The organism is Streptomyces naganishii JCM 4654 (assembly GCF_014650575.1).
In the GTDB taxonomy this organism is placed as follows: Bacteria; Actinomycetota; Actinomycetes; order Streptomycetales; family Streptomycetaceae; genus Streptomyces; species Streptomyces naganishii.
Map to the genome: position 1 here is coordinate 289,932 of NZ_BMVF01000008.1, position 16,937 is coordinate 306,868.

At 69.1% G+C, this 16,937-nt stretch carries 12 protein-coding genes; 4 read left to right on the top strand and 8 right to left on the bottom strand.

Going from position 1 to position 16,937, the window contains the following annotated elements:
- Positions 1–6: 6 nt before the first annotated feature.
- The 8 genes from IE217_RS17555 to IE217_RS17590 all read right to left on the bottom strand — a co-directional run bounded on the left by IE217_RS17555 (position 7) and on the right by IE217_RS17590 (position 12,641).
- Complete coding sequence (locus tag IE217_RS17555) at positions 7–1,638, bottom strand: peptide ABC transporter substrate-binding protein (protein WP_190178798.1); 1,632 nt, start codon at positions 1,636–1,638, stop codon at positions 7–9.
- Positions 1,639–1,857: 219 nt separating this feature from the next.
- Positions 1,858–3,006, bottom strand: coding sequence for an ABC transporter ATP-binding protein (locus tag IE217_RS17560; protein ID WP_190178799.1), 1,149 nt, complete (start codon positions 3,004–3,006; stop codon positions 1,858–1,860).
- Positions 2,999–4,060 (bottom strand): ABC transporter ATP-binding protein, encoded by a 1,062-nt coding sequence (locus tag IE217_RS17565; protein WP_190178800.1) that lies wholly within the window; start codon positions 4,058–4,060, stop codon positions 2,999–3,001. Before IE217_RS17565 ends, IE217_RS17560 begins: the two co-directional genes overlap by 8 nt.
- An 11-nt stretch (positions 4,061–4,071) precedes the next feature.
- Positions 4,072–5,010: an ABC transporter permease gene (locus tag IE217_RS17570; protein ID WP_190178801.1), complete on the bottom strand. Its 939-nt coding sequence runs from the start codon at positions 5,008–5,010 to the stop codon at positions 4,072–4,074.
- Positions 5,003–5,929 (bottom strand): ABC transporter permease, encoded by a 927-nt coding sequence (locus IE217_RS17575; RefSeq protein ID WP_190178802.1) that lies wholly within the window; start codon positions 5,927–5,929, stop codon positions 5,003–5,005. The genes IE217_RS17570 and IE217_RS17575 overlap by 8 nt, the downstream gene beginning before the upstream one ends.
- Before the next feature lie 152 nt (positions 5,930–6,081).
- Positions 6,082–7,704, bottom strand: coding sequence for a peptide ABC transporter substrate-binding protein (locus tag IE217_RS17580; RefSeq protein WP_190178803.1), 1,623 nt, complete (start codon positions 7,702–7,704; stop codon positions 6,082–6,084).
- Positions 7,705–8,307: 603 nt separating this feature from the next.
- Positions 8,308–10,215 (bottom strand): translational GTPase TypA, encoded by a 1,908-nt coding sequence (gene typA, locus IE217_RS17585; RefSeq protein ID WP_190178804.1) that lies wholly within the window; start codon positions 10,213–10,215, stop codon positions 8,308–8,310.
- Between the two features lie 179 nt (positions 10,216–10,394).
- Entirely contained in the window at positions 10,395–12,641 is a 2,247-nt protein-coding gene (locus tag IE217_RS17590) for an ABC transporter family substrate-binding protein (RefSeq protein ID WP_190178805.1), read from the bottom strand.
- 405 nt (positions 12,642–13,046) lie between these two features.
- Between IE217_RS17590 and IE217_RS17595 the strand changes: the two genes are divergently transcribed.
- The 4 genes from IE217_RS17595 to IE217_RS17610 are packed head-to-tail and all read left to right on the top strand — an operon-like array spanning position 13,047 to position 16,930.
- The gene (locus tag IE217_RS17595) at positions 13,047–13,334 is read left to right on the top strand and encodes an Rv0250c family protein (protein ID WP_190178806.1); all 288 of its coding nucleotides are present in this window, start codon (positions 13,047–13,049) and stop codon (positions 13,332–13,334) included.
- Between the two features lie 24 nt (positions 13,335–13,358).
- Positions 13,359–14,195 (top strand): succinate dehydrogenase subunit SdhC, encoded by an 837-nt coding sequence (gene sdhC / locus IE217_RS17600; protein WP_190178807.1) that lies wholly within the window; start codon positions 13,359–13,361, stop codon positions 14,193–14,195.
- 24 nt (positions 14,196–14,219) lie between these two features.
- Positions 14,220–16,163, top strand: coding sequence for a fumarate reductase/succinate dehydrogenase flavoprotein subunit (locus IE217_RS17605; protein ID WP_190178808.1), 1,944 nt, complete (start codon positions 14,220–14,222; stop codon positions 16,161–16,163).
- Entirely contained in the window at positions 16,160–16,930 is a 771-nt protein-coding gene (locus IE217_RS17610) for a succinate dehydrogenase/fumarate reductase iron-sulfur subunit (RefSeq protein ID WP_190178809.1), read from the top strand. Before IE217_RS17605 ends, IE217_RS17610 begins: the two co-directional genes overlap by 4 nt.
- The last annotated feature ends 7 nt before the right edge of the window (positions 16,931–16,937 follow it).

Sequence of the window (16,937 nt, forward strand, 5' to 3'; positions counted from 1 at the left end):
GGCGGCTCAGCCGACCCTGATCTCGTCGTAGACGGGGACGCTGAAGGGGTTGAGCGCCACGTCGTGCAGCCGGTCGGTGTAGCCGGCGCTGCCGTTCTGGTACCACAGCGGGATCGCGGCCATGTTGTCCCGTACGACGCCCTCGGCCTGCTGGAAGAGCTGGACCGCCCTGGCCGGGTCGCCCTCGGCGTTGGCCTGGTCGACGAGGTGGTCGAACCGCTTGTCGGACCACTTGCCGTCGTTGGAGGAGGCGTTCGTGTAGTACAGCGGCTGGAGGAAGTCCTGGATGAGCGGGTAGTCCATCTGCCAGCCGGCCCGGAACGGCCCGGACATCTTGTGCTGGGTGATCTGGTTGCGGAAGTCGGCGAAGGTGCCGACCGGATTGCCCACGCACGCCTTGTCGTTGCCGAGGGCGTTGTTGATGGAGTTGCACACGGCGTCCACCCATTGCTTGTGCGAGCCCGTGTCCGCGTTGTACGTGATCCGCACCTGGCCGCCGGGCAGCCCGCCGCCCTCCCGCACCAGCCGGCGGGCCTGGGCCGGGTCGTAGGTGCAGGCCTTGCCGCACAGTCCCGCCTTGTAGCCGCCGTCCGCGCCGAGGACCGGGGAGGTCCAGTCGGTGGCCGGGGTGCGGGTGCCGCGGAAGATGGTGTCGGTGATCTGCTTGCGGTTGATGGCCATGGAGAGGCCGGTGCGGACCTTACGCGCCCCGGGTGTGTTCCACTTCGGGTCGTAGTAGGGGAAGGCGAGGGTCTGGATGATCCCGGCCGGGGTGTTGATGTAACGGCCGTTCAGGTCCGTCCTGACGTTCTTCAGCTGGGTGGCGGGCACGTCGTCGACGAGGTCGAGGTTGCCGGCCAGCACGTCGGTGTAGGCGGTGTTGTTGTCGGTGTAGACCAGCAGGGTCACGCCGTCGTTGCGCGCCTTGTCCGGTCCGGGGTAGCCGTCCCACTTCTTCAGGTTCATCGCCGAGCCCCGGGTGTAGGACTCGATGCGGTACGGCCCGTTGCCGACGGGCTTGGCGATCCAGCCCTCGTGGTCGGTGAAGAAGGTGGAGGGCAGCGGGTCGAAGGCGGCGTAGCCGAGGGTGTCGGGGAAGGTGGAGAACTTCTGGTTGAGCCGTACGGTGAAGGTGCGCGGGCCGGTGACCTTCAGCCCGGAGAGGGTGTCGGCGCTCTGCGCGCCGGTCTCCGGGTGAACCTTGTCGTAGCCCTCGATGTAGCCGAAGAAATAGGCGTTCTTCTGGTTGTTCCTCAGGCTCGCGCCGTAGTTCCAGGCGTCCACGAAGGACTTCGCGGTGACCGGCTCGCCGTTGCTGAACTTCCAGCCGTCCTTGACGGTGATGGTGAAGTCGCGCGAGTCGGTGGTCTCGATGCGCTCGGCGAGCATGTTCTTCGCCTTGCCGGTCCTCGGGTCGTAGCGCTTGAGCCCCCGGAAGACCATGTCGAGCACCTTGCCGCCCTGCACCTCGTTGGTGTTGGCCGGCTCCAGCGGGTTCTGCGGGTCGCCCCAGGACGAGCTGAGCACCGCGCCCGAGCCGCCGCTGCCCGCCCCGCCCCCGCACGCGGCCGCCGCGAGGGCGCCCGCCGTGGCACAGGCGGCCCAGGCGAGGCGCTTGACTGTGCGCACGGTGCGCATGGGTGCCTCCTCGGGAGCCGGCGCGAGGCGTTCGGGCGGGGCGGGCTGCGCGGGCAGACCTGGCGACATATCACCACATCAACCACAAATAGCACGTTCGCCGCACCGGAAGGGGTGAGGGCGCCAGCCGGAAGGGGCACGCGACGGGCCACCGAACGACCGATTCCCGGCCCCTGGAGGGGAGCCGGGAATCGGATGCGTGATGCTGCCTCAGGTGGGCTACGCCGCGTGGACGACGTCCTTCTCCTCGGCGAAGTGGCAGGCCGACTCGTGGGCCGCCGGGGAGTCCGAGGACTTGAAACGCTCCGGGATCGCCAGCAGCGGGGTCTCCTCGGCGCACTTGTCCTGCGCCTTCCAGCAGCGGGTGCGGAAGCGGCAGCCCGAGGGCGGGTTGGCCGGGGAGGGCACGTCGCCGGTGAGGATGATCCGCTCGCGGTGCTCGCGGGCGTCCGGGTCGGGCACCGGTACCGCCGACAGCAGCGCCTGGGTGTACGGGTGCGTCGGGTGCTCGTAGATCTGCTCGTCGGTGCCGATCTCGGCCATGCGGCCGAGGTACATCACGCCCACGCGGTCGGAGATGTGCCGGACGATCGACAGGTCGTGCGCGATGAAGATGTAGGACAGGTTGAACTCGTCCTGCAGCCGCTCCATCAGGTTGATGACCTGCGCCTGGACGGAGACGTCCAGCGCGGAGACCGGCTCGTCGCAGATGATGACCTCGGGGTTGAGCGCGAGGCCGCGGGCGATGCCGATGCGCTGGCGCTGACCGCCGGAGAACTGGTGCGGGTAGCGGTTGATGTACTCCGGGTTCAGACCCACGACGTCCAGGAGCTCCTGCACCCGGCGCCGCCGGTCGCCCTTCGGCGCCACCTCGGGGTGGATGTCGAAGGGCTCCCCGATGATGTCGCCTACCGTCATGCGGGGGTTCAGCGACGTGTACGGGTCCTGGAAGATCATCTGGATGTTGCGGCGCACGGCCTTCAGGGCACGCCCGGACAGCTTGGTGATGTCCTGGCCCTTGTAGAAGATCTCGCCCGCCGTCGCCCGCTCCAGGTTCATCAGGAGCTTGGCCACCGTGGACTTGCCGCAGCCGGACTCGCCCACGATGCCCAGGGTCTCGCCCTGGTACAGGTCGAAGGAGATGCCGTCGACGGCCTTGACCGCGCCGACCTGGCGCTTGATGAGGATGCCCTGCGTCAGCGGGAAGTGCTTGACGAGGTTGCGCACCTGGAGGATCGGCTCGCCCCGCTCGACGGGCTCGTCGAGCGCGGCGACCGCCTGCTCCTCGGACTCCGCCTCGACGACCTGCACGCCGGAGACGTTCGGCGTCGCGTCCGTCGGCTCGCCGGCCTTGGTCGTGTCAGCCATGGATCGTCTCCTTCCAGAAGTGGCACGCGCTGGCGCGGCCCGGCAGTTCCGTCCCGTCCCGCTCGGTCACGGGGACCAGCGGCGGGAGGTCGGTGCGGCAGATGTCCTGCGCCCGCTCGCAGCGCGGGTTGAAGGCGCAACCGCTCGGCACCTTCAGCAGGTTGGGCGGCAGGCCCTTGATCGCGTAGAGGTCCTGGCCCTTGAGGTCCAGGCGCGGGATCGAGTCCAGCAGACCGCGCGTGTAGGGGTGGGCCGGGCGCTTGTAGAGCTCGTGCACCGGCGCGGTCTCCACGATCCGGCCCGCGTACATCACCGCGATCTTGTCGGCGACGTCCGCGACCACACCGAGGTCGTGGGTGATCAGGATCAGGCCCATGCGGTACTCGCGCTGGAGCTCCGCGAGCAGGTCCATCACCTGTGCCTGGACCGTCACGTCGAGGGCCGTGGTCGGCTCGTCGGCGATGATCAGGTCCGGCTCCAGGGCCAGCGCCATGGCGATCATGATGCGCTGGCGCATACCGCCGGAGAACTGGTGCGGGTAGTCGTTCACCCGGGCCGCGGCGGCCGGGATCTTCACCCGGTCCATCAGCTCGATGGCCTTGGCCTTGGCCTCCTTGCGGGACAGCCCCTGGTGGACGCGGAACATCTCACCGAGCTGGAAGCCCACGCTGAGCACGGGGTTGAGCGAGGAGAGCGCGTCCTGGAAGATCATCGCGATGCGGGCGCCGCGCAGCTTGCGCCGCTCCTCGCCCGACATCTTGAGCATGTCCTGGCCGTAGAAGCGGATCTCTCCCTTGGGGATGCTGGCCGGCGGCATGTCCAGGATGCCCATGATCGCCTGCGCGGTCACGGACTTGCCGGAGCCGGACTCGCCGAGCACGGCGAGCGTCTCGCCGGAGTCCACCGAGTAGTTGACGCCGTTGACAGCCCGGACCACACCCTCGCGGGTCTTGAACTCGACGTGCAGATCACGCACTTCGAGCAGTGGGCCGGTCTTGTCTCCGTCGCCGGATCGCGGAGCCGGGACGGCGTCCGTCGGGTCGATGATGGTCACGTACGCCTCCCTCAGCGCATCTTGGGGTCGAAGGCGTCGCGGACCACGTCGCCGAGCATGATGAACGCCAGCACGGTGAGGCTCAGGGCACCGGCCGGGAAGAGCAGCGCGTGCGGCGAGGTCAGGAACCGGTCCTGGGCGTCGCTGATCATCAGGCCCCAGGAGATGTTCGGGGACTGGATGCCGATGCCCAGGTAGGACAGGGCGGCCTCGGCGGAGATGTAGACGCCGAGGTTCATCGTGGTGATGACGATGACCGGGGCGAGCGTGTTCGGCAGGATGTGCCGGAACGCGATCCGCCAGGAGTCGGCGCCGAGCGCACGGGCGGCCATCACGTAGTCGTTGTACTTGTTGGAGATGACCTCGCCGCGCATGATCCGGAAGACCTGCGGCCAGCCGAGGATCGCCATGATGAACGACACGGTCCACACGTCGCCGGTGCGCCAGATCGACATGATCAGCAGACCACCGATGATGATCGGCAGCGCGGAGAACACCTCGGTGATGCGGGACAGCAGCATGTCGACCCAGCCGCCGATCAGGCCGGCCAGCATGCCGAGCAGACCGCCGATCAGGGTCGTGGCGATGGTGGTGACCACGCCCACGACGATGGAGTTGCGGGTGCCGTACACGGTCCGCGTGTAGATGTCGCAGCCCTGCACGTCGAAGCCGAACAGGTGGCCCGAGCCCGGGCCGTTCATGGAGTTCTGCAACTGGCAGAAGCCGTTGGAGAACGGGGAACGGGCGGTGAACAGGCTGGGCGCGATGGCCAGCGCCAGCAGGCACACGATCACGAGGGCCGAGAGGATGAACAGGGGCCGCTTGCGCAGGTCCGCCCACCCGTCCCTGAGCAGGCTCGCCTGCCGGGCCGCCGCCTTCTCCTCGGCCTCCAGCTCCTTGGCGAGCGCCGCCTCGTCGGTGGTGGGCCGCTCTATCGTCTTCTCACTCATAACGGATCCTCGGGTCGAGCACGGCGTACATCAGGTCTACGACGAGGTTGGCGACCAGGTAGATCAGCACCAGGAGGGTCACCAGACCGACGACGACCGGCCGCTCGCGCAGATAGACGGACTGGGCCAGCTGGCCACCGATACCGGGCATGTTGAACACGCGCTCGGTGATGATGGCGCCGCCCATGAGGGCACCGAGGTCGAAGCCCAGGAAGGTCACGACCGGAATCAGGGAGTTGCGCAGGGCGTGCAGGCCGATGACGCGGCGCTGCGGCAGGCCCTTGGCGATCGCGGTGCGCACGTAGTCGGCGCGGATGGACTCGGTCATGCTCGTGCGGACCAGTCGCGCGATGTACGCCATGGAGGTCGAGGCGAGGACGATGGCCGGGAGGATGTAGCTCTGCGGCCAGCCCCGCTCGATGCCGGCGACCGGCGTGATCTTCAGGTTCACACCGAACTCCAGCTGGAGCACGCTGCCGAGCACGAAGACCGGGATGGAGATCAGGACCAGCGTGGAGACGAGCACCACGTTGTCGATGAACTTGCCCCTGCGCAGCGCGGAGAAGAGACCCGCGACGATGCCGATGACGGCCTCGATGGCGAAGGCGGTCAGCCCCAGCCTGAGGGTGACCGGGAACCGCTCGGACACGATGTCGGAGATGGCACGGCCGTTGTAGGTCTCACCGAGGTCACCGGTGAAGACGCCACTGATGTAGTGCCAGTACTGCTGGTAGAGCGGTTCGTTCAGGTGGTAATGGTCGCGGAGGATCGCCGCGATGTTGGGGTCGGCCCGCTTGTCGCCGGCCAGTGCCTGGATCGGGTCGCCGGGCAGAGCGAAGACCAGGCAGAAGATGATGAACGTGACGCCTATCACTACAGGGATCACCTGCAGGAGGCGGCGCACGACGTATCGGCCCATGGGTACTCCAGAGGGGGGTGCGGGACCCGCCCGCGGCCGGGGCGGCAGCACTGTCGGACGGGAGACGGCAGAAGGGGTGAGCAGGGGAAGGCTTGCGCTCCCTCCCCCTGCTCACCCACCTGTCCGCTGTGTCGGGACTACTCAGACCGTGCTCAGCTGAGCTTGACCGTGTCCCACAGGATCTGGTGACCGGCGACCTTCATCGACTTGATCTTGTCGCTGTAGCCGGCGTTCAGCGTGTAGAAGTACACCGGGATGTACGGCATGTCCTTCAGCAGGATGTCGTCGGCCTGCTGGTACGTCTTGACGGCCTCGTCGTGCGTCGCGGCCTGGTCGCCCTTGACCAGGAGCTTCTCGAAGTCCTCGTTGACGTAGCCCGAGTAGTTCGAGCCGTTGGCGATGGCGTCCTTGGAGAACACCGGGCGGAGGTAGTCCTCCATGTCCGGGTAGTCCATGCTCCACGCCATGCGGAACGCGCCCTGGTACTTCTTGGCGTCCAGGTCGTTGAGGATCGTCTGGAACTGCTCGAACGGCTTCGCCGTCACCTTCAGGCCCAGGTTCTGCTGGAGCTGGTTGGCGACCGCCTCGACCCACTCCTTGTGACCGCCGTCGGCGTTGTAGCCGATCTCCAGCTTGTTGCCGGGCAGGCCGCCGCTCTTCTTGTAGAGCTCCTTGGCCTTGGCGACGTTCAGGGTGCAGGCGTCGCCGCAGGCGCCCTTGCGGTAGCCGTCGATGATCGGGCTGATGTAGTCGTCCGCCGGCGTACGGGCGCCGAGGAAGACCTTGTCCGCGATCGTCTTGCGGTCGATGGCCATCGAGATGGACTTGCGCAGGTCCGCGTTCTGGAAGGCCTTGTTGTACTTGATCGGGAAGCCGATGTAACCGACGGCGGAGTCGGCCTCGTCGATGTAGCGGCCGTTCAGGTCCTTGTGGTACGTCGGCAGGCCGGACGTCGGGATGGTCAGCAGGCTGTCGAGGTTGCCGGCGACCAGGTCCTTGTAGGCCGTGTCCACGTTCGAGTAGATCTTGAAGTTGACGCCCTTGACCTCGATCTTCGAGGCGTCCGGGTACTTGTCGTACTTCGTGGTGCTGATCGACTCGTTGTGCTTGAACTTGCCGCTCATCTTGAACGGGCCGTTGCCGATCGGGGCCTCGCCGAAGCCCTTCGGGTCCTTGAAGAAGGCCTTGGGCAGCGGCACGAACGCCGTGAAGGAGAGCTGCGACGGGAAGGCCGAGAACGCGCCGGTCAGGGTGACCTGGAGGGTGTTGTCGTCGACCGCCTTCAGACCGGACATCTTGTCGGTCTTCGGCTTCTTGCCCTCGCCCGGGTTCAGGTCGCTGTAGCCCTGGATGTGGCTGAACAGCGGGTTGGTCTGCTGGGCGTTGCTCTGGTTGGCGCCGTAGTTCCAGGCGTCGATGAAGGACTGGGCCGTCACCTTCTCGCCGTTGTGGAACGTGTAGCCCGGCTTCAGCTTGATCGTCCAGACCTTGTTGTCCTTGGTCTCGATCGACTGAGCCATGGCGTTGACGACCTTGTTGGAGGCGTCGAGCTTGGTCAGACCCGTGAAGAGGGCGTTGATGACCTGGCCGCCCTCGGTCTCGTACGTGTTGGTGGGGACCAGGCTGTTCTGCGGCTCACCGATCTCGACCGACACGACGCCGTTGCCCTTGCCACTGCCCGAGCTGCCGTTGTCACCGCCACCGCCACAGGCCGTCGCACCCAGCGCCACAACCGCGGCTATCGCAACCCACTTGGCGCTCTTGGCACCACGCATGGGGCTCCTCCTCATGAGTCCATTGGTTCACCGCATGGAGGGGCACATGACACATCACCGTCACCGGTGCCTGAAATGGTCAGGTGCCCCCGCGCTCGTGAGTCGGCGCCACCAGCAGCGCGTGACCCGTTTACCCGAGCTCTACGGGCCTAACTATCTGCCATCCGAACCTGACCGAACCACACCTGCAAGGTCTCGGTTCGATCACACCTGGCGCCTACTTCTTCCAAAATCCGGACAAAGGGTTTGGTGAGAGATCCCTGCGAAACGGACTTGTTACACAACTATCGGGGTCGACTGTCCGAATAGCGGACACAGGGCCCGGAAAATCAGTTGCGCGGAACGGCGGAGTGGCTCTAGCGGTGCCGCCTCGACGCCGGAGTGCGGAACGAACCGGTGCGAAGGGTTCGGTAAGCCGCAGAATCCCAGCCACTTTAACAACGCGGCGTGCTCTCGCAGGTGAGAGTGAGGGACCTGACACCTGGTTATAGGGAAAACCCTGTACGGCACTGACGGGGCGAAAGGCCGAGGGGCCCGTCCGGCGGCGTGCCGGACGGGCCCCTCGGGCCGGTCGCCTGGTGCGGCCGGTGGCCGGCCCGTGGCTCAGCCGTGCTTGGCGCGGCTGGCGGCGCGGGCGCGCTCGCGGGCGTCCAGGTTCACCTTGCGGATGCGGACCGCCTCCGGGGTCACCTCGACGCACTCGTCGTCGCGGCAGAACTCCAGCGACTGCTCCAGGGAGAGCTTGCGCGGCGGGACGATCGACTCGGCCACGTCGGCGGTCGAGGACCGCATGTTGGTGAGCTTCTTCTCCTTGGTGATGTTGACGTCCATGTCGTCGGAGCGGGAGTTCTCGCCGACGATCATGCCCTCGTACACCTCGGTGCCCGGCTCGACGAATAGCACGCCGCGCTCCTGGAGGTTGGTCATCGCGAAGGCGGTGACCGCGCCGGCGCGGTCGGCGACCAGGGAGCCGTTGTTACGGGTCTGGAGGGTGCCGAACCAGGGCTCGAAGCCCTCGTGGATGGAGTGGCCGATGCCCGTGCCGCGGGTCTGGGTGAGGAACTCGGTGCGGAAGCCGATCAGGCCGCGGGAGGGCACCACGAACTCCATGCGCACCCAACCAGAGCCGTGGTTGGACATGTTGTCCATGCGGCCCTTGCGCACGCCCATGAGCTGCGTCACGGCGCCCATGTGCTCCTCGGGCACGTCGACGGTCATGCGCTCGACCGGCTCGTAGACCTTGCCGTCGACCTCCTTGGTGACCACCTGGGGCTTGCCCACGGTCAGCTCGTAGCCCTCGCGGCGCATGGTCTCGACGAGGATGGCGAGCGCGAGCTCGCCGCGGCCCTGGACCTCCCAGGCGTCGGGGCGGTCGGTGTCCAGGACGCGCAGCGAGACGTTGCCGATCAGCTCGCGGTCGAGGCGGTCCTTGACCTGGCGGGCGGTGACCTTGCGGTCCTTGACGGCCGCCTTCGCGTCGGCGCCCTTGCCGGTGCCGCCGCGGCCGACCAGCGGGGAGGTGTTGGTGCCGATGGTCATGGAGATCGCCGGCTCGTCCACCGTGATCAGCGGCAGCGCGATCGGGTTCTCGGTGTCGGCCAGGGTCTCGCCGATCATGATGTCCGGGATGCCGGCGACGGCGCAGATGTCACCGGGGCCGGCCTTCTCGGCGGGCTTGCGGGTGAGCGCCTCGGTCATCATCAGCTCGGAGATGCGCACGTTCTGCACGGAGCCGTCGCGCTTGATCCACGCGACCGTCTGGCCCTTGCGCAGCTCGCCCTGCTCCACGCGCAGCAGCGCGATGCGGCCGAGGAAGTTGTCCGCGTCCAGGTTGGTCACGTGCGCCTGGAGCGGGGCCTCCTCGTCGTAGGTGGGGGCCGGGATGTGCTCCAGGATCGTGGAGAAGAACGGCTCCAGGCTGGTGGAGTCGGCCGGGACCGTGCCGTTGTCCGGCTTGGTGAGGGAGGCGATGCCGTCGCGGCCGCAGGCGTAGACGATCGGGAACTCGATCTGCTCCTCGTCGGCGTCCAGGTCGAGGAAGAGGTCGTACGTCTCGTTGACGACCTCGTCGATGCGGGCGTCGGGGCGGTCCGTCTTGTTGATGCACAGGATCACGGGCAGGCGGGCCTGGAGCGCCTTGCGCAGCACGAAGCGGGTCTGCGGGAGCGGGCCCTCGGAGGCGTCCACGAGCAGCACCACGCCGTCGACCATCGACAGACCGCGCTCGACCTCGCCGCCGAAGTCGGCGTGGCCGGGGGTGTCGATGATGTTGATGGTGATCGGGTCCCCGCCGTCCTTGGGGTGGTACTTCACCGCCGTGTTCTTGGCGAGGATCGTGATGCCCTTCTCACGCTCCAGGTCGTTCGAGTCCATCATGCGGTCGTCGACCGAGTCGAGCTGGTGGGCGGCGAAGGCACCGGCCTGCTTCAGCATGCCGTCGACGATGGTCGTCTTGCCGTGGTCGACGTGGGCGACGATGGCGACGTTGCGGATGTCGTGGCGCGTGGCCATATGAAGGCGTACTCCCGGAGTGTGAGGACGGCACGCGCGGACGTCTGTGTCGCGCGGCCCTGCCGGGCTGGACACGCCACGGCCTCACCCCATGGTACGGGTGCGCCGCCCGTGGGGCTTGCGGGGCTGTGTCACCGCAGGTCAGGGGCGCTTGACGGGTGTCTGGGCGGCCCCGGGGGCTACGCGGCCGGGCTGCTCGACGCCTTCAGGTCCTTCTTCAGGTAGCCCATGTCCTCGTAGACCGGCGTGCGGAAGCCGAAGGAGCCGATGTTGGCGAGGTCTTTGCGGACGGCGGTCAGCTGGGGGCGCTGGTAGAGGGGGATCGAGCCGGCCGTGGCCCAGATGCGGGCGTCGGCCTTGCGGATCAGGTCCCGCTCCTCGCCCTGGTCCAGGGTGGCGACGGCCTGGTCGAGGAGCTGGTCGACCTGGTCGGTGCCGACCCGGGTGTAGTTCTGCTGGACGTTCAGGGAGCCGTCGGCGCCGGGGACGGGCTTGGCGTAGATCGGGCGGGCGTCGGTGGCCGGGAAGGCGGAGGAGGGCCAGGAGTACAGGGCGAGGTCGTACTGGCCGGAGGCGATGTGGTCGCGGAAGTAGCTCTCGTCGGAGACCTTGGTGATCTCCGTGGCGATGCCGACCTTGCCGAGCATGGCCGTGATGCGGTCGGCGACCTTGCGCAGGGTGTCCGAGCCGGGGCCGGAGGGCAGCACGAAGCGCAGGGAGAGCGGCTTGCCGTCCTTGGCCAGCGGCCCGGCCTTGGCGCCGGCGCCGGCCGGGGCCGCGGTGCCCTTCGGGGCGTACGCGCCCGGGGCGCCGCCCTGCTTGAGGTGCTCCTGGGCGTAGGGGCGGCCGTCCTGGGCGAGCTGCCGGGCGCCGCCGTCGCCGGCGTGGCCGTCCTCGCTGCCCCGGTGGCCGGGCTGCTGCCGGTTCGCCCGCTGGTCGTCGTGGCCCTTGTTGTCCTCGACGTGGTCGTTGACGCCGACGATGTAGGTGCCGTCGTCGCTCTGCGAGGGGTCGGGCGAGCCGTCGGACGGGTGGCCCTCGGCGCCGGCCGCCTTCTCGCCCTTCTTCTGCGCCGTGACCGGGCCGGGCACCCAGCCGGCGTCGGCCAGCAGGGCGCGGGCCTGGGCCGTGTCCTGGCCGCCGAGGGCGTCGCTGCTGTCGGCGTAGGCGTCCTGGCCGGACAGCGCGAGGTGGCTGCCGACCGGGACGGCGGGCAGGCCGAGCGGCTGGAGGACCACGCGGGCGAGCTCGGCGCGGTTCAGCGCGTGGGCCACGGCGTGCCGCACGCGCTCGTCGGCGAGGGGGCCGTCGGCGCCGTTGAGGGCGAGCTGGGTGTAGGCGGGCTCCAGGGACTTGCGGATCTCGAAGTCGCGCAGGGCCTCCTGCTGCCGCAGGTACGTGGCGAGCGACTTGCGCTGCTTCTTCAGGGCGCGCCGCTCGTGGCGGGCGGCCTCCTCGTCGGAGCCGTGCAGGACGGCCCAGGAGCGCAGCGCCTTGGCGGCGGTGCGGCCGCCGGCCGGGCCCTGGAAGGGGAGGCTGCCCTGGGCGCCGGCGGCCTGCGTGATCCGGTCGGCCTCGGAGGGGTCGACGTCGGCGACGTCCACGGTGCCGTCGGCGAGGGCGGCGGCCCGCTTGTCGCGGGGCACCTCGTGCAGCACGATCTCGGACAGTTTGGCGGTGTGGCCCCACCAGCGCGGGTTGCGGGTGAGGACGACGTCCTTGTCCTTGGTGTCGGTCCTCTGCACGGCGAAGGGGCCCGCGCTGACCTTGAGCTTCTTGCGGGCCCCGTCGTTGAAGGCGTCGGCGGTGCCGGTGACGTCCTTGGGGTAGAGCGGGGAGAACAGCGAGCGCCAGTCGGCGTAGGGCTTGGCGAAGGTGACGCGGACCTCGAGGTCGTTGGCGCCGCGCTCGACCTTCTCGATGCGGTCGTAGCCGGCGTTGCGGGCGGTCCAGTAGGCGGAGTCCTTGCCGGACAGGGCGCGCCACTGGGCGGCGAAGTCCTCGGCGCCGATCTCGCGGCCGTCGCTCCAGACGGCCTGCTGGTTGAGGCGGTAGACGACGACCTGCTTGGGTTCGGTCTCCACCACCCGGGCGGAGTCGAGGTAGTCGGCATCGCGCTGCGGGCGGCCGCTCTCGTCGAGCCGGAACATGGCGGGCAGGACGGCCTGGGCGACGCGGGTGGTGCCGGCGTCGGCGTCCGCCTGGTAGGTGTTCAGCGTCTGGGGCATGGCGTCCACGGCCCAGCGCAGGGTGCCGCCGTCGGCGAGGCGGTCCCGGGGGGCGGCCGCGATGTCCTGTGCGGCCAGCGGCTTGCTGCCCTCGTCGTCGGAGCCGCAGCCGGCCAGGAGGGGCACCGCGAGCGCGCCCGCGGCCAGGAAGGCGACCGAGCGCGTCACCGAGCGCGGTCCGACACCGTCGTACGACATCTGTGCTACCTCCGTGGAGCCGCTCCCGCCGGTGGACACAAGTATGGTTTGTTCACATTTGGCGGTATTTTGGTGCTGATCCGATCTACGCCGATCCACGGCCCACTGAAGAGGAAAGGGTTCGCCGTCCGGGGGCGACACGGCGGCACGGGCCCGCAAGGTCACCCGTCCGGCGCAACGCACGCCCCCGGCGCAGACAGAGCGCGTGCGGGCGCGCGTGTGGGGTGTGCAATCCGCCAATCGCTGCACACGCCTTCCCACCGACACGTGTGACGCGCAACACTCGCAGGCGCATGAACGATGCCGTCCAGGGCAGGCCCTGCCGACGGTTCCCGGCGTCCGCCCGGAGGGCGGCCGGGCGGGAACCCACCGGCGCGGCCCGGCCCGCGGAAGTGAGGTCACGTCATGTCCGTGCACGACGACCTGACGTCGGTACAGCGCGCCGTAGACGACCTGCTGCGGTCGGTGGGCCGGCTGGAGCAGCAACTCGGCGGCGGGCTGGAGGTGCGCCGCGTGCGCACCGACGCCGATCACCTGCGCGAGAGCGTCGCCCTGCTGCGCGCGGCCTCCGAGGGCCCCGCCACCGCTCCGCGCCCCTCGCTCGTCACCATCTCCGACGCCCCCTACGACATCAGCCTGTGGACGGACTCGGACGACGAGGGTCTCGGCGCCCGCGACCGCCACGCCCCCTGACCCGACCCGACCGGAGTCCTTGAGTTGGCCACTGGTACGGAACCTCCCGGAACACAACCCCGTCCGTCCGGCGGCGGCGTCCACTCACCGGCACGCGCCGCCATCGCCGCACCGCACCTGCGGACCGACCGCTGGTGGCTGGCGCCCGCCGCCACCGCGGCCGGCCTGTTCGCCTTCGTCGTGTACTCGACCTGGCGGGCCTTCGCGAACGCGGACTACTACGCGGCCCCCTACGTCTCGCCGTTCTACTCGCCGTGCCTGGCCCAGAACTGCCGGACCATGCACGCGGGCCCGAACGCCGACCTGTTCGGCAGCTGGTGGGCGATCTCCCCGGCGATCATCATCCTGATCTTCCCGCTGGGCTTCCGCCTGACCTGCTATTACTACCGCAAGGCCTACTACCGGGGCTTCTGGGCCTCGCCCCCGGCCTGCGCGGTGGCCGAGCCGCACAAGAAGTACACCGGCGAGACCCGCTTCCCGCTGATCCTGCAGAACGTCCACCGGTACTTCTTCTACGCGGCGATCCTGGTCGCCGGCGTGCTGACCTACGACACGGTGCTGTCCTTCCGCGACCAGCACTACCGCTGGGGCCACATGGGCCTGGGCACCCTGGTCTTCCTGGTCAACATCGCGCTGATCTGGACGTACACGATCTCCTGCCACTCCTGCCGGCACATCGTCGGCGGGCAGCTCAAGCACTTCTCCAAGCACCCCGTGCGCTACCGGGCCTGGCGGTTCGTGGGCCGGCTCAACGCCCACCACATGCTGCTGGCCTGGCTGTCGCTGGCGAGCGTGGCGCTCGCCGACTTCTACGTCTACCTGGTCGCCTCCGGCGTCTTCGACGATCCGCGCTTCTTCTAGAGATCCCAGTGAGGAACTGAACTGATGTCCGTGGTCGACCGGCAGGATTGGGACGTCGTCGTGGTCGGTGCCGGGGGCGCCGGGCTGCGGGCCGCCATCGAGGCGCGCGAGCGCGGGGCGCGCACGGCGGTGATCTGCAAGTCGCTGTTCGGCAAGGCGCACACCGTGATGGCGGAGGGCGGCATCGCGGCCGCCATGGGCAACGCCAACGAGCACGACAACTGGCAGGTCCACTTCCGCGACACCATGCGCGGCGGCAAGTTCCTCAACCAGTGGCGGATGGCCGAGCTGCACGCGCAGGAGGCCCCGCAGCGGGTGTGGGAACTGGAGACCTGGGGCGCGCTGTTCGACCGGACCAGGGACGGCCGGATCTCGCAGCGCAACTTCGGCGGGCACGAGTACCCGCGCCTGGCCCACGTCGGCGACCGCACCGGCCTTGAGCTGATCCGCACCCTCCAGCAGAAGATCGTCTCGCTCCAGCAGGAGGACCACCGCGAGACCGGGGACTACGAGTCCCGGCTGAAGGTCTTCCAGGAGTGCACCGTCACCCGGGTCCTCAAGGACGGCGAGCAGGTGAGCGGGGTCTTCGCCTACGAGCGGGAGTCCGGCCGCTTCTTCGTGCTCCAGGCCCCGGCGGTCGTGATCGCCACCGGGGGCATCGGCAAGTCGTTCAAGGTGACCTCCAACTCCTGGGAGTACACCGGCGACGGCCACGCGCTCGCCCTGCTCGCCGGGGCGCCGCTGGTGAACATGGAGTTCGTGCAGTTCCACCCGACCGGCATGGTCTGGCCGCCGTCGGTGAAGGGCATCCTCGTCACCGAGTCGGTGCGCGGCGACGGCGGGGTGCTGCGCAACTCCGAGGGCAAGCGGTTCATGTTCGACTACGTGCCCGACGTCTTCAAGGAGAAGTACGCCGAGTCGGAGGAGGAGGCGGACCGCTGGTACGAGGACCCGGACAACAACCGGCGTCCCCCCGAACTGCTTCCCCGTGACGAGGTGGCCCGCGCGATCAACTCCGAGGTGAAGGCGGGCCGCGGCTCGCCGCACGGCGGGGTCTTCCTCGACGTGTCCACGCGCATGCCGGCCGAGGTCATCCGGCGCCGGCTGCCGTCCATGTACCACCAGTTCAAGGAGCTGGCGGACGTGGACATCACGGCCGAGTCGATGGAGGTCGGGCCGACCTGCCACTACGTGATGGGCGGGGTCGCGGTCGACTCCGACACGGCGGCGGCGCGCGGCGTGCCCGGGCTGTTCGCGGCCGGCGAGGTGGCCGGCGGCATGCACGGCTCCAACCGGCTGGGCGGCAACTCCCTGTCCGACCTGCTGGTGTTCGGCCGCCGGGCCGGCTGGCACGCGGCCGAGTACGCGCAGGGCCTGGGCCGCTCCCGGCCGCCCGTGGACGACGCCCAGGTCGACACGGCGGCGGCGGAGGCGCTGCGGCCCTTCTCCGCCGAGGAGGCCGGGGCCCGGCAGGAGACGGGCGGCCCGCCCGAGAACCCGTACACCCTCCACCAGCAGCTCCAGCAGACCATGAACGACCTGGTCGGCATCATCCGCCGCGAGGGCGAGATGCAGGAGGCGCTCAGGAAGCTCGCCGAGCTGCGGGTGCGGGCCCGCCGGGCGGGCGTGGAGGGGCACCGGCAGTTCAACCCGGGCTGGCACCTCGCGCTCGACCTGCGCAACATGCTGCTGGTCAGCGAGTGCGTGGCGCGGGCCGCGCTGGAGCGCACCGAGTCGCGCGGCGGGCACACCCGCGAGGACTGCCCCTCGATGGAGCGCGAGTGGCGCCCGGTCAACCTGCTGTGCCGGCTCAGCGACCCCACCGGCGGTCTGGCGGCCACCGACCCGGTCCGCGGCCAGATCACCCTTTCCCGTGAGACTACCGAACCCATCCGCCCGGACCTGCTCGCCCTCTTCGAGAAGGAGGAGCTGGTCAAGTACCTCGCCGAAGAGGAGCTGTACGAGTGAGCAGCTACGAGGCCCGCTTCAAGGTGTGGCGGGGCGACGCGGACGGCGGAGGCCTGAAGGACTTCCGGGTCGAGGTCAACGACGGCGAGGTGGTGCTCGACATCATCCACCGCCTCCAGGCCACCCAGGCGCCCGACCTCGCCGTGCGCTGGAACTGCAAGGCGGGCAAGTGCGGTTCGTGCTCGGCGGAGATCAACGGGCGGCCGCGGCTGATGTGCATGACCCGCATGTCGGTGTTCGCCCCCGAGGAGACGGTCACCGTCACCCCGCTGCGCACCTTCCCGGTGATCCGGGACCTGGTGACGGACGTCGGCTTCAACTACGTCAAGGCGCGCGAGGTCCCGTCCTTCGTACCGCCGGCCGGTCTCGGCCCCGGCGAGTACCGGATGTTCCAGGAGGACGTGGACCGCCCGCAGGAGTTCCGCAAGTGCATCGAGTGCTTCCTGTGCCAGGACGTGTGCCACGTGGTGCGCGACCACGAGGACAACAAGCGGGCGTACGCCGGGCCGCGCTTCCTGATGCGCGTGGCCGAGCTGGACATGCACCCGCTGGACGCGGCCGAGGAGTCGGGCCTGGACCGCAAGGCGTCGGCCCAGGACGACCACGGCCTCGGCTACTGCAACATCACCAAGTGCTGCACGGAGGTCTGTCCCGAGGGCATCAGGATCACGGACAACGCGCTGATCCCGCTGAAGGAACGGGCCGTCGACCGCAAGTACGACCCGCTGGTGTGGCTGGGCTCGAAGATCGGCAGACGGCGGACCTAGGGGCTGA

Excerpts from the sequence above, each read along its gene's own strand:
- IE217_RS17555 (WP_190178798.1), bottom strand. The coding sequence starts at position 1,638 with ATGCGCACCGTGCGCACAGTCAAGCGCCTCGCCTGGGCCGCCTGTGCC.
- IE217_RS17560 (WP_190178799.1), bottom strand. The coding sequence starts at position 3,006 with ATGGCTGACACGACCAAGGCCGGCGAGCCGACGGACGCGACGCCGAAC.
- IE217_RS17570 (WP_190178801.1), bottom strand. The coding sequence starts at position 5,010 with ATGAGTGAGAAGACGATAGAGCGGCCCACCACCGACGAGGCGGCGCTC.
- IE217_RS17575 (WP_190178802.1), bottom strand. The coding sequence starts at position 5,929 with ATGGGCCGATACGTCGTGCGCCGCCTCCTGCAGGTGATCCCTGTAGTG.
- IE217_RS17580 (WP_190178803.1), bottom strand. The coding sequence starts at position 7,704 with ATGCGTGGTGCCAAGAGCGCCAAGTGGGTTGCGATAGCCGCGGTTGTG.
- typA (WP_190178804.1), bottom strand. The coding sequence starts at position 10,215 with ATGGCCACGCGCCACGACATCCGCAACGTCGCCATCGTCGCCCACGTC.
- IE217_RS17590 (WP_190178805.1), bottom strand. The coding sequence starts at position 12,641 with ATGTCGTACGACGGTGTCGGACCGCGCTCGGTGACGCGCTCGGTCGCC.
- IE217_RS17595 (WP_190178806.1), top strand. The coding sequence starts at position 13,047 with ATGTCCGTGCACGACGACCTGACGTCGGTACAGCGCGCCGTAGACGAC.
- IE217_RS17605 (WP_190178808.1), top strand. The coding sequence starts at position 14,220 with ATGTCCGTGGTCGACCGGCAGGATTGGGACGTCGTCGTGGTCGGTGCC.